The sequence below is a fragment of the Streptomyces sp. NPDC013455 genome (assembly GCF_040632975.1).
Lineage (GTDB): Bacteria > Actinomycetota > Actinomycetes > Streptomycetales > Streptomycetaceae > Streptomyces.
In genome coordinates, this window is sequence record NZ_JBEYCX010000004.1 from 150,614 (window position 1) to 170,524 (window position 19,911).

At 76.7% G+C, this 19,911-nt stretch carries 1 protein-coding gene; it reads right to left on the reverse strand.

Going from position 1 to position 19,911, the window contains the following annotated elements; genetic code table 11:
- Nucleotides 1–12 precede the first annotated feature (12 nt).
- Nucleotides 13–19,908: a non-ribosomal peptide synthase/polyketide synthase gene (locus tag ABZ576_RS09285; protein WP_360737889.1), complete on the reverse strand. Its 19,896-nt coding sequence runs from the start codon at nucleotides 19,906–19,908 to the stop codon at nucleotides 13–15.
- Nucleotides 19,909–19,911 lie beyond the last annotated feature (3 nt).

Genomic DNA, 19,911 nt, shown 5'->3' on the forward strand with positions numbered 1-19,911 from the left:
GCCTGGGTGGTGTCACCGGCCTCCCCTGGCGTGCCGGGCGAGGTGGCGCAGGGCCGCGGCGAACTCCTCGGCGACGCGGCGCACGGTCGCCGTGTCGTGGACGCCGGGCCGGTGGTGCCAGGTGAAGGCGAGCCGGCCGTGCTGCACCGCGCCCACCACCTCGATCGGGTGCGAGCCGGGGTCCCGGGGGTCGTGGTCCTGCCCGAACGAGCCGTGTTCGGCGCGGACCAGGCCGCCGTCCGCGGTCTCCGGGCGGGCGTCCCACTGGCCGAGGTAGTTGAACACCACCTGTCCGTGGGCGTGGGCGCCGAGGCGCTCGCGGACCTCGGGCGGGCCGAAGGTGCGCAGCGCGCCGAAGCCGATGCCGTTGCCGGGTACGGCGCGCAGCTGGCGGCGGACGGATTTCACCAGGGACCGCCAGTCGCGGTCCGGGCCGAGGCCGTCGGGCTCGGGCACCTGGAGGGCGACCGGGTACACGGTGGTGAACCAGCCGACGGTGCGGGAGAGGTCGACGTCGTCGAGCAGGTCCTCCCGGCCGTGGCCCTCCAGGTCCAGGCGTACCCGGTCCTGCCCGGTCCAGCGGGCCAGCGCCAGGGCCAGGGCGGCGAGCAGCACGTCGTTGACCCGGGTGCGGTAGGCGGTGGGCGCCGAGCGCAGCAGGGCCGTGGTGTCCTCCTCGCCGAGTTCGACGCTCACCGTGGCGGCCGGTCCCGCCCCGGACCCCGGCCCCGCCCCGGGCGCCGGAGCGGGGGCCGGATCAGTGCGCACCGCCTCTTCCCAGTGGGCCAGTTCGTGGTCGAGGCCGCCCTCGGCGACGTGCGCGGCCAGTCTGCGGGACCACTCGCGGAAGCTGGTGCCGCGCTCGCCGAGCGTGACCGGGCCGCCGTCGAGGGCCTGCCGGTAGGCCGTCTCCAGGTCGTCACGGAGGATGCGCCAGGAGACCGCGTCCACCACCAGGTGGTGGGCCACGAGCAGCAGGAACGCGGGCCGGTCCGGGCCCCCGGTGAACAGGGCCGCCCGCAGCTGCGGGCCGTGGGCCAGGTCGAAGCTCGCGTGCAGCTCGTCGGCGGCCTTGGCCATGGCCGCGTCGGCGTCCTCGGCGGACAGCCCGGTCAGGTCGTACCGGACGAGGACGTCGTGGCCGGGGGCGGGCGGCGGGTTGAACTGCCGCCAGCCGTGCTCGTCGCGGGTGAACCGCATGCGCAGGGCGTCGTGGTGGTCCAGCAGCGCGTCGAGCGCGGCGGCGAGGGCCCGCGGGTCGGGGGTGCCGTCGAGTTCCAGCAGCGCCGACTGGTTGAAGTGGTGGTGGGCCGCGCGGGGGCTGGTCAGGAACCACTCCTGGATCGGGGTGAGCGGTACCTCGCCGGTGACCGGGCCGTCCCCGGAGCGCCGGGGCGCGGCGCGCACCACGGTGGCGAGTTCGGCGACGGTCTGGTGCGTGAACAGGTCCCGGGTGGCGACGTGCAGGCCCTCGCGGCGCAGCCGGGAGACGACCTGCATGCTCAGGATGGAGTCGCCGCCGAGCGCGAAGAAGTTGTCGTCGGCGCCGACCTCCTCGATGCCGAGCACATCGGCCCAGACATGCGCGATCCGGCGTTCGGTGGCGGTGCGCGGCGCGGTGCGCGGGCCGTCGGCGGCCTGCGCGGGCCCGGGTGCGGGCAGGGCCCGCCGGTCGGTCTTGCCGCTCGGGGTGAGCGGCAGCCGGTCGAGCGGCACGAAGACCGAGGGCACCATGTGCGGGGGCAGCTGCCCGGCCAGGTGCAGCCGCAGCTCGCCGACGGGCAGCCCGGCTTCCGACGGCCGCGCCGGTACGACGTAGGCGACGAGCCGGTCCGGGGCGCCGGGCGCGTCCTGCGCGCGTACGGCCACGACCGCGTCCCGCACCAGGGGGCTGCGGCGCAGCGCGCTCTCGATCTCGCCGGGCTCGATGCGGAAGCCGCGCAGCTTGACCTGGTCGTCGGCGCGTCCGGCGAACCGGAGCCGGCCGTCGGCGGTCCAGCGCACCAGGTCCCCGGTGCGGTACATCCGCTCCCCCGGCGCGCCGAACGGGTCGGGCACGAACCGCTGGGCGGTCAGTCCGGGCCGGCCCAGGTAGCCGCGGGCGAGGCCGGGTCCGGCGAGGTACAGCTCCCCGGTCACGCCCGGCGGTACCGGCCGCAGGGCGGCGTCGAGCACGTGGACGCGGGTGCCGCCGGCGGGGCGGCCGATGGACGGCGCGCCGGTGCCGGGGGTCAGCGGGCCGGTCCAGGTGGCGACCACGGTGGCCTCGGTGGGCCCGTAGGAGTTGATCATCCGGCGGCCGGGGGCCCAGGTGTCCACCAGGTCGGCGGGGCAGGCTTCGGCGCCGACGATGAGCGTGCGCAGGTCGGGCAGGACGGCGGCCGTGCCGGGCGGGACGGTGGCCAGCGCCGCCGGGGGGATCAGCGTGTGGCTGACCCGGCGCTCGGCGAGCACCTCCGCCAGCCGTTCCCCGACCAGCGGTCCCTCCTCGCCGGTGACCAGCGCGGCTCCGCTGAGCAGGGAGACGCACAGCTCCAGCACGGAGGCGTCGAAGCTGGGCGAGGCGAACTGGAGGACCCGGTCGCCGGGGCCCGCCGCGTACTGTGCGGCGGCGGCCGCGGCGAAGGAGGCGAGGCCCCGGTGGGTGACCACGACGCCCTTGGGGGTGCCGGTGGAGCCGGAGGTGTAGATGACGTAGGCCGGGTGGGCGGGGGTGAGCGGCGCGGTGCGGTCGGCGTCCGTGGGAGCCGTCTCCGGCCCGTCGGCGGACCACACCTCGGCCGGGTCGGCGAGGACCAGGTGGGCTCCGGCGTCCCGGATCATGAACTCCCGGCGCGCTTGCGGGTAGTCGGGGTCCACCGGCAGGAAGGCGCCGCCGGCCTTGGCGACGGCGAGCTGGGCCACCACGGTCGCCGCCGAGCGGGGCAGGGCGAGGGCCACCACCCGCTCCGGTCCGACACCGTCCGCGAGGAGCCGGTGGGCGAGCCGGTTGGCGGCCCGGTCGACCTGCGCGTAGGTCAGCTCCCGGTCGCCGTCCAGGAGGGCCGGCGCGTCGGGGGTGCGGGCCGCCTGCCGTTCGAACAGGTCGGGCAGGGTGGCTTCGGGCACCGGGCGGAAGGTGCCGCGGCCCTGGTCCAGCAGGGCCTTCAGTTCGTCGTCGGAGGTCAGCGGCAGGGCACCGAGCGGGCGCTCCGGGTCCTCGGCGACGGCGTGCAGCAGGGCGCCGAGCTGGCCGGCCATCCGGGTGGCCGTCGCCGGGTCGAAGAGATCGGTGTTGTAGGTGAGCAGGCCGTGCAGTTCGCCGGAGCCGGTCTCGGCGAACTCCAGGGTGAGGTCGAACGCCGCCTGGTCGGACTCCGGTTCGACGTCGGTGACGTCCAGGCCGGGCAGGTCGAGACCGGCGGCCGGGGTGTTCTGGAGGACGACCATGACCTGGAAGAGCGGGCTGCGGCTGGTGTCGCGGACGGGCTGCACCTCGTCCACGACCCGCTCGAACGGCACGTCCTGGTGGGCGAAGGCGTCGAGGACCGTCTGCCGTACGGCGGTGAGGAAGGCGGTGAACGGCTGGTCCGCCTCGGCCCGGGAGCGCAGGACCAGGGTGTTCACGAAGAACCCGACGAGCGACTGGGTTTCGGGCCGGTCGCGGCCGGAGGTGACGGTGCCGACGGTGATGTCCTCGGCGCCGGAGAGCCGGGCGAGGTAGGCCTGGGCGGCGGCGGCGAGCGTGGTGAACAGGGTGGTGCCGTGGTCGCGGGCCAGCCGGTTCAGCCGCCGCGCGGTCCGGGCGGGCACCACCAGCCGGGTGGTCGCGCCGGCGCTGGTGCGCACCGGCGGCCGGGGCCGGTCGGTGGGCAGCTCCAGCGGTGCGGTGTCGGCCAGTTGCTCCTTCCAGTAGGCCAGGTGCTCGTCGGCGCCGGTGTCGCCGGTGGTGCGCTGCCAGTGCGCGTAGTCGGCGTACTGCACCGGGAGCGGCGGCAGTTCGCCCGCGGCCGTGCCCAGTGCGGCGCGGTAGCAGTGGGCGAGGTCGCCGAGCAGGACGGAGGTGGACCAGCCGTCGGTGACGATGTGGTGCAGGGCGAGGGTGAGGACGTGGTCGTGCTCGCCGAGCCGGACCAGGGCGGTGCGCAGCAGCGGGCCCGTCCGCAGGTCGAAGGGGCGGGTGCGCTCCTCGGCCAGCAGGCGGCGCAGTGCCGGGTCCCGCTCGGCCGCGGCGAGCGTGGTCAGGTCGCGCAGGGGCAGCGGCACGTCCTGCGGCGGGTGGACGAGCTGGACGCCGTGCCCGTCCACGCTGTCGAAGGTGGTGCGCAGGGATTCGTGGCGGGCCACCACGGCGGTGAGGGCCGCGCGGAGCGCGCCGGTGTCCAGGGTGCCGCGCAGCCGGAGGGCGAGCGCGGTGACGTACTCGGCGCCGCCGGGTTCGAACTCGTGGAGGAACCACAGGCGTTGCTGGGCGTGGGACATCGGCGCGGTGGCGCCGCGGCGGGCCGGGACGATCGCCGCCCGGCCGGTGCCCTCGCGGTCGCCGAGCAGGCGGGCCAGCGCGGCCGGCGTGGGGTGCGTGAACACCGCGCGCGGCGTGACGTCGGTGTCGAATGCCTCGGCGAGGCGGGAGGCGAGCCGGATGCTGAGGATCGAGTCGCCGCCGAGCTGGAAGAAGTCGTCCTCCGCACCGGGCGGTTCGCTGCCCAGCACCTCCGCGAAGACGGCCGCCGTGCGCCGCTCGGCCTCGGTGCGGGGCTCGGTGCGCGGGCGCCGGCCGGTGGCCTGTGGCGCGGGCAGGGCCGCCCGGTCCACCTTGCCGTTGCGGCTGAGCGGGAGGGCGGCGAGCGGGACGAAGGCGGTGGGGACGAGGTAGTCGGGCAGGGTGCGGGCGGCGTGGGCCCGCAGTTCCTCCTCGTCCTGTGCGGCCGGTCCGACGACGTAGGCCACGAGCCGCTTGGCGCCCGGCCGGTCCTCGCGGGCCAGGACGGCCACGTCGGCGATGCCCGGGTGGGCGGCGAGCGCGGCCTCGATCTCGCCGGGCTCCACCCGGAAGCCCCGGATCTTCACCTGGTCGTCGGCGCGGCCGAGGAACTCCACGGTGCCGTCCGGCCGGCGCCGGGCCAGGTCGCCCGTGCGGTACATGCGGGCGCCGGGCGGGCCGGCGGGGTCGGCGAGGAAGCGGGCCGCGGTGTCGCCCGGGCGGCCCAGGTAGCCGCGGGCGACGCCCTCGCCGGCCAGGTACAGCTCGCCCGTCCAGCCGGGCGGTACGGGCCGCAGCCGGGCGTCGAGGACGTACGCGCGCATGTCGTCCAGCGGGTGGCCGATGGGGACGGTGTCCGGCACGGCCGCCGGGTCGGTGAGCGCGCAGGAGGTGGCGAAGGTCGTGGTCTCGGTGGGCCCGTAGCCGTCCACGACGGTGAGGCCGGGGCAGGCGGCCAGCACCCGGCGCACGGCCTGGGCGGGGACCACGTCGCCGCCGGTCCAGACTTGTTCGAGGCCGCGGAAGCTGTCGGGGGCGTCCTGGGCGAGCAGCCGGAACAGACCGGCGGTCAGCCACAGTGCCGTCAGCCCGCCGTCGGCGGCCAGCCGGCGCAGCAGCGCGGCGTCCACGCCGCCGCCCGGTGCCACGACCACGCAGCCGCCGGTGAGGAGCGGCGCCCAGACCTCGAAGGTGGCGGCGTCGAAGGCCACCGGCGAGTGCAGCAGCACCCGGGCGCACACCCCGCCGCTGAACCGGCTGTCGGTGGCCAGCGCCGCCACGTCCCGGTGCCGTACCGCGACCGCCTTGGGCAGGCCGGTGGAGCCGGAGGTGAACATCACGTAGGCCAGCCGGTCGGGGTCGGCGGCCGGGGTCCGCCCGGCCCGGGTGCCGGTGCGGGCGGCGGCCACCTCGGCGGCGGTGAGCCGGACGGTCACGCCCGCCCGGGCGAGCAGGGTGCGGCGGCGTTCCTCCGGGGCCCGGGGGTCGACGGGGACGTAGGCGCCGCCGGCCATGAGGACCGCGAGCTGGGCGACGACGAGTTCGGCGGAGCGGTCCAGCAGCAGCGCGACCCGGTCCTCGGCCGCCAGCCCGCCGGCCACCAGCCGGGCGGCCAGCGCGCCCGCCCAGTCGCCGAGCTGGCGGTACGTCAGCTCGCGGTCGCCGTCGCGGACCGCGGGCGCGTCCGGGGTGCGGCGGGCCTGTGCGGCGAAGAGGTCGACCGGGCTCGCCGGGGCGGCCGGGCGGGCGGTGGTGTGCCAGGCGGCCAGCAGCTCCCGGTCGGCCGGGGTGAGCAGGTCCAGGTCGGCCAGGCCGGCGTCGAACCCGTCGGCGAGGGCGGTGAGCAGGGCGGCCAGCCGCTCCGCCGCGCGCTCCGCGGTGGCGGGGTCGAACAGGGCCGGGTCGTAGGCCAGGTCGAGACCGAGCCGCTCGGTCAGGTGGGCGCGCAGGCACCACGGGAAGGTGGTGGCGTCGTCGGCCCGCACCTCCTCGACCCGGACGCCGGTGCGGGCCGTGGCCGACTCGTCCACCGGGTAGTTCTCGAACACCACCATGCTGTCGAACAGCGCCTCGCCGGGCGGGATCTCGCTGACGGCCTGGATGCGGGGCAGGGCGAGGAAGTCGTGGCGGCGGGCGTCGCTCTGCCGGTCCTGCAGTCCGCGCAGCCACGGCAGGGCGGGCCCGGCGGGCACCCGCACCCGGGTCGGCACGGTGTTGATGAACATGCCGATCATGCCCTCGACACCGGGGAGTTCGGCCGGGCGGCCGGAGACGGTGGTGCCGAACACCACGTCGTCCCGGCCGCTGCAGCGGGCCAGCAGCAGCGCCCAGGCGCCTTCCACGACCGTGTTGACGGTGAGCCCGGCACGGGCGGCGTTCTCCCGCAGCCGCCGCGAGGTGCCGACGTCCAGCTCACGGTGGACGGCCGCGGCGGACCGGGCGCGGTGCGCCTCGGCGGGCGTGCGGTCGTACGGCAGCGGGGTGCGGGCGGTGAACCCGGCCAGGGCCTCGGCCCAGTACCCTTCGGCCGCCGTCTCGTCCTGCGCGCGCAGCCAGTGCAGGAAGTCGGCGAACGGCCGCCGTGCCGGGGGTGCCGGGTCCGGGCCGCCGGTCAGGGCGGCGTACCGCTCGCACACCTCGGTGAGGAGCTGTCCGGTGCTCCAGCCGTCGAGGACGATGTGGTGGGTGGACCACAGCAGCAGCACCTCGTCGCCGGGCAGCGCGGCGAGGGTGAGGCGGGTCAGCGGCGCCGTGGTGAGGTCCATGCCCGCCGCGCGGTCCTCGGCGAGCAGCCGCTCGGTGGCCTCCGCGCGCCGCTCGGGTGTCAGGGTCCGCCAGTCGAGGTGGGTGACGGGCAGCTCGGCGCGGTGGTGGACGACCTGGACCGGGTGGGGCAGGCCGTGCCAGTGGACGCTGGTGCGCAGGGCCGGGGTGCGGTCGGCGACCTGTTGCCAGGCCGCGGCGAAGGCGCGCGGGTCGGCGACGCCGGACAGCCGTACGGCCGTGCGGTCGAAGTAGGCGTGTTCGGTGTCCACCAGGCCGTGGAAGAGCATGCCGGACTGCAGCGGGGTGAGCGGCAGGACGTCCTCGACGTGCCGGCCGGTGCCGACGAGCCGGTCCAGCCGGGCCTGGTCCAGGCCGGCGAGGGGGAAGTCGGACGGGGTGCGGCCGCCCGCTCCGGGACGGGCGCAGTGCGCGACGATCTCCCGCAGGGCCGCGAGCGTCTCCTCGGCGAGCCTTCGGACGGTGTCCGCGTCGTAGACCGCGGCCGGGTAGGTCCACCCCAGTTCGAGCCGGCCGTGCTGGACCACTCCGGTGATGTCGAGGAGGTAGGGGCGGGGTTCGTCCGGGTCGGTGTCCCGGCCGGCCGGGGGGAGGGCGCCGCGGAACAGGCCGTCGGCGCCGGTGCCGCCCGCGTCCCACTGGCCGTGGTAGTTGAAGCCGACCAGCGGAGCGGGGGTGCCGGCGATCGGGCTCCCCGGCACGAGGTGGCGCAGCGCGCCGTGGCTCAGGCCGTGCAGCGGTACCGCGCGCAGCTGCTCCTTGACCGAGCGGAGGGTGTCGTGCCAGCCGGCGTCGGGACCGGTGCGCAGGGCGAGCGGGAACTCGGCGGTGAACCAGCCCACGGTCCGGGACAGGTCCACGTCCTCGAAGAGGTCCTCCCGGCCGTGTCCTTCCACGCCCAGCAGCACCGTGTCGCGTCCGCACCAGCGGGCCAGGGTGCGGCCGAGGGCGCTGAGCAGGACGTCGTTGACCTGGGTGCGGTAGGTCTCGGGGACCTTGCGCAGCAGGGCGTCGGTCGTCTCCGGGTCCAGGGCGACGGTCAGGGTGGCGGCGGTGCCGTGGGTGTTGGGGCCGGGGCGTCCGGCGGGCAGCCGGGCCGGGGCCGCTGCGGTGCCCGTCCAGTACGGCAGGTCGCCGTCGAGGGCCCCGGAGCGGGTGTGCCGGTCGAGCCGGGCGGCCCATCCGGCGTAGGAGGTGGTGGTGGCGGGCAGTCCGGCGGGCCGGCCGGACGCGGCCGCCCGGTGGGCGGTCTCCAGGTCCGCCAGCAGGATGCGCCAGGAGACGCCGTCGATCACCAGGTGGTGGACGGTGACGACGAGCTGGCCCGGCTGCCGGGGGCCGCGGTCGGCGAACAGGACGCGGATCACCCGGCCCGTGGTGGGGTCGAGGGCGGCCTGCGCCTCGTCCGTGAGCCGCTGCACCTCGCTCTCCAGCGCCGCCTCGTCGAGACCTGCCAGGTCGTGGCGGGTGAAGACGCCGTCCGGTGCCTGCGGCAGGACCTCCTGGCGCCAGCCGTCGGCGGTGCGGCGGAAGCGGGTGCGCAGGGCCGCGTGGTGGCCGACGAGGGTGCCGACGGCGTCGCGGAGCGCCGACGGGTCCGTGCCGGGGGCGAGCGCGAGGCGCTGGGTCATGGTGAACCGCAGCGCCTGTCCGGGCTCGCGGCCGTCCAGGTACCAGTGCTGGATCGGTGTGAGCGGTGCCTCGGCCGTCTCCTCGGCGGCGGCCGGGAGCGGGGCCGACCGCGTGGCCCGCAGGGCGAGTTCGGCGACCGTCTGGTGGCGGAAGACGTCCTTGGTGGTGAGGGCGAGACCGGCCTGCCGGGCGCGGGCGACGATCTGGATGCTCAGGATCGAGTCGCCGCCGAGGGCGAAGAAGTTGTCGCGTGCGCCGACGCGTTCGACGCCGAGCACCTCGGCCCAGATCGCGGCGAGGCGTTCCTCGGTGCCGGGCCGCGGGGTGACGTAGGGGGTGGCGCTGTCGGGTTGTGCGGGCGGGGCGGGCAGGGCGCGCCGGTCGGTCTTGCCGCTGGTGGTGCGGGGGATGCGGGCCAGCGGGACGAACGCGGCGGGCACCATGTGGTCGGGCAAGGTACGGCGCAGCGCGAGGCGCAGCTCGTCGGCGGACGGGGCGCGCCCGGCGGCCGGCACCACGTATCCGACGAGCATGAGCCGGCCGGCGTGCTCGCGGGCGGCCACCGCCGCGTCGGTGACGTCCGGGTGGTCCAGCAGCGCGGCCTCCACCTCGCCGGGCTCGATGCGGAACCCGCGGATCTTGACCTGCTCGTCCACCCGGCCCAGGAATTCCAGCAGCCCGTCCCGGTCCCAGCGGGCCCGGTCGCCGGTGCGGTACATCCGCTCCCCCGGTGCCCCGAACGGGTCGGCGAGGAAGCGGGCGGCGGTCAGGCCGGGCCGGTTGAGGTAGCCGCGCGCGACCTGCTCCCCGGCCAGGTACAGCTCGCCGGGGACCCCGGGCGGCACCGGGCGCAGGGCGCCGTCGAGCACGTAGGCGCGCAGGTTGCCGCCGGGGCGGCCGATGGCAGGGCGGTCGGGCCGGTCGGCGCACCGGCCGTAGACGGCGTCGACGGTGCACTCGGTGGGCCCGTACATGTTGTACACCGCCACGCCCGTCTCGCGTTCCGCGCGGACGAGTTCGCGCCAGCCGGCCGGGGTGACGGCCTCGCCGCCGACGAGCAGCAGGCGCGGGTGGTGGCGGCCCGGGGCGAGCAGGCCGGCGGCGGTGAGTTCGCGCAGGAAGGTCGGGGTGACGTTCACCAGGTCGAGGCGGTCGTCGGCGACCTGGGCGCAGAACGCCCCCGGGTCCAGGCGTACGTCCTCGTCGACGAGGTGGACCTCGTGGCCGAGGGCGAGGAGCAGCGGCCCCTCCCAGGAGGTGTCGAAGGAGAAGGAGGCGCTGAGCGCGGCCCGCAGCCGCCGCCCGCCGGCGGTGTGCGGGGCGAGCAGGCCCGCCCGGTGGTCGTGGCACAGGTTGACCAGCTGCCGGTGTTCGACGGCGACGCCCTTGGGCCGCCCGGTGGAGCCGGACGTGTAGACGAGGTAGGCGGTGTGCCGCGGCAGCAGGGGTGCGTTCCGGTCGGTGTCGGTCGGGTCGTGGGCGGGCAGCCGGTCCCAGGGCACCGCGTCGAGGCCGGTCAGGAAGGTGTGCGGCCGGGCGTCGGCGAGGAGGAGGTCGGTGCGCTCCGCGGGGAGTTCGGGGTCGACGCAGAGCAGGGCGGCCCCGGCCTTGAGGACCGCGAGCAGCGCCACCACCAGGTCGGAGGTGCGCGGCAGCCGTACGGCGACCACCTGTTCGGGGCCGGCGCCGAGGGCGATGAGGTGGTGGGCGAGCCGGTTGGCCCGCTCGTTCAGCGCGGCGAAGTCCAGGGTGGTGTCGCGGGCCACCAGGGCGGTGTGGTGCGGGGTGCGGGCGGCCTGGGCCTGGAACAGGGCGGGGAAGGTGGTGTCCGGCTCGGGCAGCCGGGCGCCCTGCCCGTGGCGGAGCACCCGCCGCCGCTCGGCGTCGCTCATCAGCGGCAGGCGTCCGACCGCCTGCCCGGGGTCCTCGGCGGCGGCCTCCAGCAGGAGCCGCAGCCGGTCCGCCAGCTCTTCGGCGGTGGCGGCGTCGAACAGTCCGGTGTTGTACTCCAGGTGGCCGGTGAGGCCGTCGTCGCCCGCCACGAAGTCGAAGGCGAGGTCGAAGGTGGCGGTGTGGACCGGCGGGGTCACCGGCTCCGCCGTGAGGCCGGGCAGCCGGGGCGGCTCGGCGCCGAGGTTGTGCAGGGCGACCATGACCTGGAAGAGCGGGGTGCGGCTGGTGTCCCGCTCGGGCCGGAGGGCGTCCACCACGCGTTCGAAGGGCACTTCCTGGTGGGCGAACGCCTCCAGGACCGTGGTGCGCACCTCGGCCAGCAGCTGACAGAAGGACAGGTCGGGGCGGACCCGGGCGCGCAGCACCAGCGTGTTGACGAACATGCCGACGACGTCGTGCAGTTCGGGGCGGTCGCGGCCGGCGGTGACGGTGCCGACGGTGACGTCCTCCTGGCCGGCCCAGCGGGAGAGCAGGACCTGGCAGGCGGTCACCAGGGTCATGTAGAGGGTGGCGTCGGCCTCCCGGCCGCGCTCGCGCAGCCGCTCGGTGAGCGCGGCGGGCAGGGTAAAGGTCACCAGGGCGCCGTCGCGGGTGCGGACGGCGGGCCGCGGCCGGTCGGTGGGCAGTTCGAGCGGGGTCACGCCGTCCAGGGCCGCGCGCCAGTAGTCCAGTTCGGCCTCGGCGCGGTCGGCGCGGGAGCGCTGCCAGGCGGCGTAGTCGCGGTAGCGGACGGGCAGGTCGGGCAGGTCGGGGCGGCGGCTCTCGCGGGCCGCCGCGTACAGCTCGCCGAGGTCGCGGGCGAGCACGCCGACGGACCAGCCGTCGGTGACGATGTGGTGCACGGCGAGCACGAGGACGTGCTCGTCGGCGGCGAGCCGGACCAGCCGGGCGCGCAGCAGGGGCCCGGCGGCCAGGTCGAAGGGGGTGGCGGCTTCCCGGTCCAGGAGCGCGTCCAGGCCGGCGGTGTCCGCGAGGCCGGTCACCGGCAGGGGTACGGGACGCGGCGGGTGGACGGTCTGCCGGGCCTGGCCGTCGTGTTCGGTGAACGTGGTGCGCAGCGCCTCGTGCCGGGCGACCAGGCCGTCCAGGGCGGTGCGCAGGGCGGCGGTGTCGAGCGGGCCGCGCAGCCGCAGCACGGACAGGGTGGTGTACTCGGTGCTGCCCGGCTCGAACCGGTCGAGGAACCACAGGCGCTGCTGGGCGTACGACAGGGGCGCCGGGGCGTCCGGTGCGGCGGCCGGGATGACGTCGGCGGCGGCACCGTCCCGGGGCTCGCCCAGGGCGGCCGCGAGACCGGACAGGGTGGAGTGGGTGAACAGCAGCCGGGGTGAGACGTCCGTGCCGAAAGCGGCGCGCAGCCGGGAGGTGACGCGGACGGCGAGGATGGAGTCACCGCCGAGGGCGAAGAAGTCGTCGTCCGCGCCGACCTCGTCGGTGTCCAGGACGTCCGTCCACGCGGCGGCGACCAGCCGTTCCGCCGGGGTGCGCGGCGGGATCCGCCTGTTGTCGGCGGCGAAGCCGTCCGGGCCGGGCGCGGGCAGGGCGCGCCGGTCGAGCTTGCCGTTGACGGTGAGCGGCAGCGCCGTCATCGGCACGTAGGCGGCCGGCACCATGTGCGCGGGCAGCAGCTTCTCCAGGTGGGCGCGGAGTTCGGCGGCCGGCGGGGGCGGGGTGGCGCGGTCGCCGGTGCCGGTGCCGGTGCCGACGACGTGGGCGACCAGCCGGCGGGTTCCGGCGGCGTCCTCGTACACGCCGACGGTGGCCGCGCCCACGCCCGGGTGGCCGTGCAGGGCGGCCTCGATCTCGCCGGGCTCGATGCGGTAGCCGCGGACCTTCACCTGCTGGTCGGCGCGGCCCAGGTACTCCAGTGTCCCGTCGGCCCGCCAGCGGGCCCGGTCCCCGGTGCGGTACATGCGGGTGCCGGGCCGTCCGAACGGGTCGGCGAGGAAGCGGGCCGCGGTGAGCGCGGGCCGGTTCAGATAGCCGCGCGCCAGGCCCTCGCCGGCGACGAACAGCTCGCCGACGGCGCCGGGCGGTACCGGCTGGAGCGTGCCGTCGAGGACGTAGAGCCGCAGGTCGGGGATGCCGGTGCCGATGGGGCTCGCGGTGCCGGGGCGGGCCGCCGAGCGGTCCAGCGGGGCGTAGGTGACGTGCACGGTGGTCTCGGTGATGCCGTACATGTTCACCAGGCGGGGTGCGGTGTCCGGGTGTCGGGCGTACCAGTCGGCGAGCCGGGACACGTCGAGCGCCTCACCGCCGAAGATCACCGTGCGCAGTGCCAGCCGGCGGCTGATGTCGGGGAGTTCGGCGTCGGCGCGGACCAGCGGGTAGAAGGCGGAGGGCGTCTGGTTGAGGACGGTGACCCCTTCGTCGGCGAGCAGGCGCAGGAAGTCCTCCGGGGAGCGGGCGGTGTCCTCGGGGACGATGACCAGGCGGCCGCCGTGCAGCAGCGGGCCCCACAGCTCCCACACCGAGAAGTCGAAGGCGTAGGAGTGGAACAGCGTCCACACGTCGTCGGGGCCGAAGCCGAACCACTGCCGGGTGCGGGTGAAGAGGCGGACGACGTTCGCGTGCGGGACGACGACGCCCTTGGGCCGGCCGGTGGAGCCGGAGGTGTAGATGGCGTAGGCGGGGCTCTCGGGCAGCGCGCGGCGGGCCGGGCCGGCGGCGGGGCGCCGGGCCAGGTCGGCGCGGACGTCCGGGTCGTCCAGCGGGACGCGGGGTACGGCCGTTACGGCCGTGGTGTGCCGGGTGGTCACCAGTGCCACGGGCCGGGCGTCGTCGAGCAGCTGCCGGAGGCGTTCGGCGGGCAGGGCGGGGTCGACGGGCAGGTAGGCTGCGCCGGTCTTGAGGACGGCGAGGACGGCCACGACCAGGTCGGTGCAGCGGGGCAGCGCGAGGGCGACGAACGTCTCGGGGCCGGCGCCGAGTTCGGCGAGCCGGTGGGCGAGGCGGCCGGCCCGCGCGTCCAGGGTGGCGTAGTCGAGCCGGTCGTCGCCGCAGGCGACGGCCTCGGCGCCGGGGGTGCGGGCGGCCTGGGCGGCGAAGAGTCCGTCGAGGGTGTCGGCTGGCCGGCCCCCGGCGGCGCCGTTCCACTCGGTCAGCATCCGCCGCCGCTCCTCGGCGGTGGTCCAGGCAAGGGTGCGCACGGGCCGGTCCGGGTCGTCGGCCAGCTCGGTCAGGAGCAGGCGGAACCGGTCGGCGAGGCCGCGTACGGTGGCGGCGTCGAAGAGTTCCGGGTCGTAGGCGAGGTCGAAGCCGAACCGCTCGCCCTGGTAGGCCCGCAGGACGAGCGGGTAGTTGGTGGCGTCCCGGGAGGAGACGTCGGCCAGCCGTATCCCGGTCGCGGCCGAACGGGCTTCGTCGAAGGGGTAGTTCTCGAAGGCCACCATGCTGTCGAACAGCGGTCGGCCCGCGGGTACCTCGCTCAGCGCGGTCAGCTCGGCGAGGGACACCGTGGCGAACCGCCGGGCGTCGGCCTGCGCCTGCTGGAGCGTGCGGAGCCAGTCGGCGGCGGCGCGGCCGCCGTCGACGCGGACGCGGGTGGGCAGGGTGTTGATGAACATGCCCACCATCGACTCGGCGCCGGGCAGGTCGTCGGGGCGGCCGGAGACGGTGGTGCCGAACAGCACGTCCCGCTCGCCGCTGTACCGGGACAGCAGCAGGGCCCAGGCGCCCTGGACGACGGTGCCGAGGGTGAGTCCGGCCGCCCGCGCGGTGCGGGCCAGCCGTGCGGAGACCTCGTCGGACAGGCCGGCCGTGTGGACGCCCGCGGAGCGGGTCTCGTGTCCCGGTCGCCGGAGGCGGTCGGCGGGCAGCGGGGTGGGCGTGGCGAAGCCGGCGAGGACGTCCCGCCAGTGCGCGCGTGCCGCCTCGCCGTCCTGGCCGGCCAGCCAGCGCACGTAGTCGCCGAACGGCCGGCGTGCCGGGGGCCGGGGCGTGGCGCCGGTGGTGAGCGCCGCGTACTCCTCGAAGACCTCGCCGAGCACCTGGGCCAGGCTCCAGCCGTCCAGGATCAGATGGTGGGAGGTCCACAGCAGGTGCAGCCGGGCGTCGGGCAGCCGGATCAGGGTGAGGCGCATCAGGGGCGCCGTGCCGAGGTCCAGGCCGCGGGCGAGATCGTCGGCGCGCAGCCGGGCCAGCCGCTCGGCCCGCTCGCCGGCCTCCAGCTCACGCCAGTCCAGCCGGCTCACCGGCACGGTGACGTGCCGGTGCACGACCTGGAGCGGTGCCGGCACGCCCTCCCACACCACCGAGGTGCGCAGGGCGGGGGTGCGGTCGGTCACCCGCTGCCAGGCCAGGGCCAGCGCGTCGGGGTCGCTCACCCCTTCCAGGAGCAGTGCGGCCTGGTCCACGTACACGTCGTCCGGTCCGCCGACCAGCCGGTGGAAGAGCATGCCCTCCTGGAGCGGGGTGAGCGGCAGCAGGTCCTCGACGTCCCGGCCGTCACCGGCCAGGCGGTCCACGCCGGCCTGGTCCAGGCCGGCCAGCGGGAAGTCGGAGGGGGTACGGCCGCCCGCGCCGGGCCGGGCGCAGTGGTCGGCGATGGCGGCGAGCGCCCGCACCATGCCCTCGGCCAGCCCCCGGACGGTGTCCTCGGTGTGCACCTGGTCGCTCCAGTGCCAGGTGATCTCCAGCTCGCCGTCGGCCACCAGGGCGGACACGTCCAGCAAGTGGTCCAGCGGCTCGGCCGGGTCGGTGTCCCGGCCGGGTACGTCGGCGGCGGGCGCGAAGTCCCGTCCGCCGGGCGCCTCCCACTGGCCGTGGTAGGTGAAGCACACCTCGGGCAGCGGGCGTTCGCCCAGGGCCCGCGCGGCGGGCCGGCCGGCGCCGAGGTGGGCCAGCGCCTGGTAGCTCAGGCCGCGGCGGGGCACCGCCCGCAGCCGTTCCTTGACGGCCTTGAGGGTGGCCCCCCAGTCGGCGGGGTCCGCCGGGGTCAGGGTGACCGGGTACTGGGTGGTGAACCAGCCGACCGTACGGGACAGGTCGGCGCCCTCGGCCAGCTCCTCCTCCCGGCCGTGGCCCTCCAGGGCGACGGTCACCCGGTCCGCGCCCGTCCAGTCCACCAGCACCCGGCCCAGCGCGCTCAGCAGCACGTCGTTGACCTGGGTGCGGTACGCGGCCGGGACGCGGCGCAGCAGCGCCTCGGTGGTGGCCCGGTCCACCCGGGTGCGCAGGGTGCGCACGGACCCCGCGAGCGGGGTGCCCGGGAGGTCGACGGGGAGCGGGGTGCGCGGCAGCGCGGCCTCCGCCGTCCAGTACGCCAGGTCGTCGTCCAGGCCGCCGGCCCGGACCCGCTCCGCCAGGTCGCGTGCCCAGTCGGCGAACGCCGTGTGCTCGGGCTCCGGCCGGGGCTCCTCCCCCGCCGCCGCCTGCCGGTAGGCCTGCTCCAGGCCGGCGAGCAGCACCCGCCAGGAGACGCTGTCGACCGCCAGGTGGTGGGCGGTCAGGAACAGGCGCGGGCGCTCGCCGCCGGTCAGCAGAGCGGCGCGCAGCAGGGCCCCGGTGGCCGGGTCGAGGGCTTCGCGGGCGGCGTCGGCGGCTTCGGCGGGCGGGGTCCCGGGGCCGTACCGGGTCAGCAGTCCGGTGGCCGGTCCGGTGCCGGGGTGCTGCCGCCAGGTGTCCCCGGTGCGGGTGAAGCGGGTGCGCAGCGCCGGGTGCCGGGCCACCAGGGCCTCCAGTGCCCGTTCCAGTGCCCGTTCGTCCAGGTCGTGCGGCAGGTCGAGCAGCATCGACATGCTGAAGTGCCGCAGCGGGCCGTGGGTGGCGAAGAACCACTGCTGGACCGGGGTGAGCGGGGCGGGCCCGTCCTCCCGCGGGCGCCGGGGCGCGGGCACGGCGGCGGGGCGGTGGGACGCGGCGGCGGCCAGGTCGGCGACCGTCTGGTGCCGGAAGACGTCCTGGGAGCCGATCCGCAGCCCGGCGGCGCGGGCCCGGGAGACGGCCTGGATGCTCAGGATCGAGTCGCCGCCCAGCTCGAAGAAGTTGTCGGTGACGCCCACCCGGGGCACGCCGAGCACCTGTGCCCAGATGCCGGCCAGGGTCTCCTCGTCGGGGGTGCGCGGGGCCACGAACTCCCGTTCCCGCTCGGTGAACTCGGGTGCGGGCAGGGCGCGGCGGTCCAGTTTGCCGCTGGTGGTCAGCGGCAGCGCGTCGAGCGGGGTGAAGGAGGAGGGCACCAGCGGGTCGGGCAGGACGCGGCGCAGTGCCGCCCGCAGGTCGGCGGGGGCGGGCCGGGGTGCGCCGGGTGCCGGGACGACGTAGGCGGCGAGACGGGTGTGGCCGTGCGGGTCGGGCACCGCGACCACCGCGGCGGCGGCGATGCCGGGCAGCGCGAGCAGGGCGGCCTCGATCTCGCCGGGTTCGACGCGGTGTCCGCGCACCTTGACCTGGTCGTCGGCGCGGCCGAGGTAGTCGAGGCGGCCGTCGGGGGTCCAGCGGGCCAGGTCGCCGGTGCGGTACATCCGCTGCCCCGGCGCCCCGAAGGGGTCGGCGAGGAAGCGGGCGGCGGTCAGGCCGGGGCGGCCGGTGTAGCCGCGGGCCAGCTGGGCGCCCGCGAGGTACAGCTCGCCGCCGACCCCGGGCGGCACCGGCTGGAGCCGGTCGTCCAGCACGTAGGCCCGTACCCCGGGCAGGGGGCGGCCGACCAGCGGGCGGTCGCCGCCGTCGATACGGCAGGACAGCGCGTCGACCGTGCACTCGGTCGGGCCGTAGAAGTTGTGCGCGGTCACGTCCGGGTGGGCGGCCAGTTCCCGCCACAGCGCGGAGCCGACCGGTTCGCCGCCGAGCATGAGGACACGGGGGCGGTGCCGGGGATCGGTGAGCAGCCCGGCGGGCAGCAGCTGGCGCAGGTAGGAGGGGGTGACGTCGAGGAAGTCGACGCGGTGCTCGACCACGTACTCGACCAGGGCGGCGGGGTCCATCCGGGTGACCTCGTCGACCAGGTGCAGCGGGTGGCCGTCGGCCATCAGCAGCACGCCTTCGAGGGAGGTGTCGAAGGAGAAGGACGCGGTGAGCGCCACCCGCAGCGGGCCGCCGCCCGCCTCGGCGACGAAGCCGGCCCGGTGGGCGGCCAGCAGGTGCGCCGCCGCACGGTGGGACACGGCGACGCCCTTGGGGCGGCCGGTGGAGCCGGAGGTGTGGATGACGTACGCGGTGTGCTCCGGGTGCAGCGGGGCGCGCCGGTCGGCGTCGGTGGGGTCGGTGCCGGGGGCGGTCCCGGGTACGGCGCGCAGGGCGTCCTCGTCCAGGACCAGGGCGGGACGGGTGTCGTCCAGCAGGAAGCGGACCCGCTCCTCGGGCAGGGCCGGGTCGAGTGGCACGTAGCCGGCGCCGGACTTCCAGACGGCGAGGATCGCGACGATCATGTCGGCGGTGCGCGGCAGCCGCAGCGCGACCAGTCGTTCGGGGCCGGCCCCGCGGGCGATGAGGTGGTGGGCGAGCCGGTTGGCGCGGGCGTTGAGCGTCGCGTAGTCCAGCCGTTCGCCGCCCGCGACGAGCGCGAGGGCGTCGGGGGTGCGGGCCGCGCGGCGCTCGAAGAGCTGTGGGTGGACGGTGTCGTCCACCGGGTGGTGCGCGGTGGTGCTCCAGTCGTGGACGACACGCCGTACCTCCTCCTCGGACATCAGGGGCAGGCTGCCCAGCGGGCGGTCCGGGGCGGCGGCCGCGCCCTCCAGCAGCCGCAGCAGCTGTCCGGCCAGCCGCTCGGCCGTGGCCGCGTCGAACAGGTCGGTGCGGTACTCCAGCAGCCCGGTCAGCCCGGCGCCGTCCGGCACGAACTCGATGCTCAGGTCGAAGGTGGCCGCCTGCCGGGGCACGCTGACCGGGGTGGTGGCGAGCCCGTGGGGGGCGGTCGCCGCGGGCGGGTCGGGATGCAGCAGGACCATCACGTCGAACAGCGGGTTGCGGCCCGGCTCGCGGGACGCGCCCACCGCCTCCACGATCCGCTCGAACGGCGTGTCGCCGTGGGAGAAGGCGTCGTTGACCGTGTCGGCCGCCTTCGCCAGCAGGTCGCGGAAGGATCCGGAGGCGTCGACGGTGGTGCGGAGCACGACGGTGTTCACGAAGAAGCCGACGGTCCGTTCGAGGTCGGTGCGGGACCGGCCGGGAGTGAGGGAGCCGACGGTGATGTCGTCCTGGCCGGACCAGCGGGCCAGCAGGGCCTGGGCGGCGGCGACCAGGGCGGTGTGCAGGGTGCTGTGCTGTTCCCGCGCGAGGTCGCGCAGCCGCGTGGTGAGCCGGGCGGGCACGGTGAAGGTGTGGACGGCGCCCTCCCCCGCCTCCTCGCCGCGCCGCGGCCGGTCCAGGGGCAGCTCCGGCGCCACCGCGCCGGCCAGCCGGCCCGTCCAGTGGTCGAGTTCGCGTGCCAGGCGCGGGCCGGAGAGCTGCTCCCGCTGCCAGACGGCGAAGTCCGGGTACTGCGTGGCCACCGGCGGCAGCCCGGGCCGGGTGCCGCGCGCGAGGGCGTCGTAGGCGGTGCACAGCTCGTCCAGGACCACGCCCATCGACCAGCCGTCGGTAATGATGTGATGGGCCGTCAGCAGCAGGACGTGGGCGGTCGCGGACTCGCGCAGCAGCAGGGCGCGCAGCAGCGGGCCGTGCCGCAGGTCGAAGGGGCGGGAGTACTCCGCCAGCAGGTCCGCGTCCAGGTCGCCGGTGTCCCGGACCGGCAGCGGCACCGGGCCCGCCGGGTGCACGCGCTGCGCCGGCCGGCCGTCGGTCTCCTCGAAGGTGGTGCGCAGGGCGTCGTGCCGGGCCACGACCGCGGCGAGCGCGGCGCGCAGCGCCTCGTGGTCCGGCGCGCCGGTGAGCCGGACGGCGACCGCGCTGTTGTAGCGGGGGTCGCCGGGCCGCAGCCGGTCCAGGAACCACAGGCGCTGCTGCGCGAAGGACAGCGGCAGCGGGCGGTCGCGGTCGGCGCGCGGTATGCCCTGCCGGGCGGCCGGGGCCGCGCCGCCGGCCCGTCCGGCCAGGCGGCGGCGCAGCGCCTCCCGCAGCTCGTCGGGGAGCGCCTCGGCACGGTCCCGGCGGGAGGGCCGCGCGGAGCCGGAGGGGTTCGAAGGGGTCGAAGACGTCATGGT

Coding starts and splice junctions, on each gene's coding strand:
- ABZ576_RS09285 (WP_360737889.1), bottom strand. CDS start 19,908: ATGACGTCTTCGACCCCTTCGAACCCCTCCGGCTCCGCGCGGCCCTCC.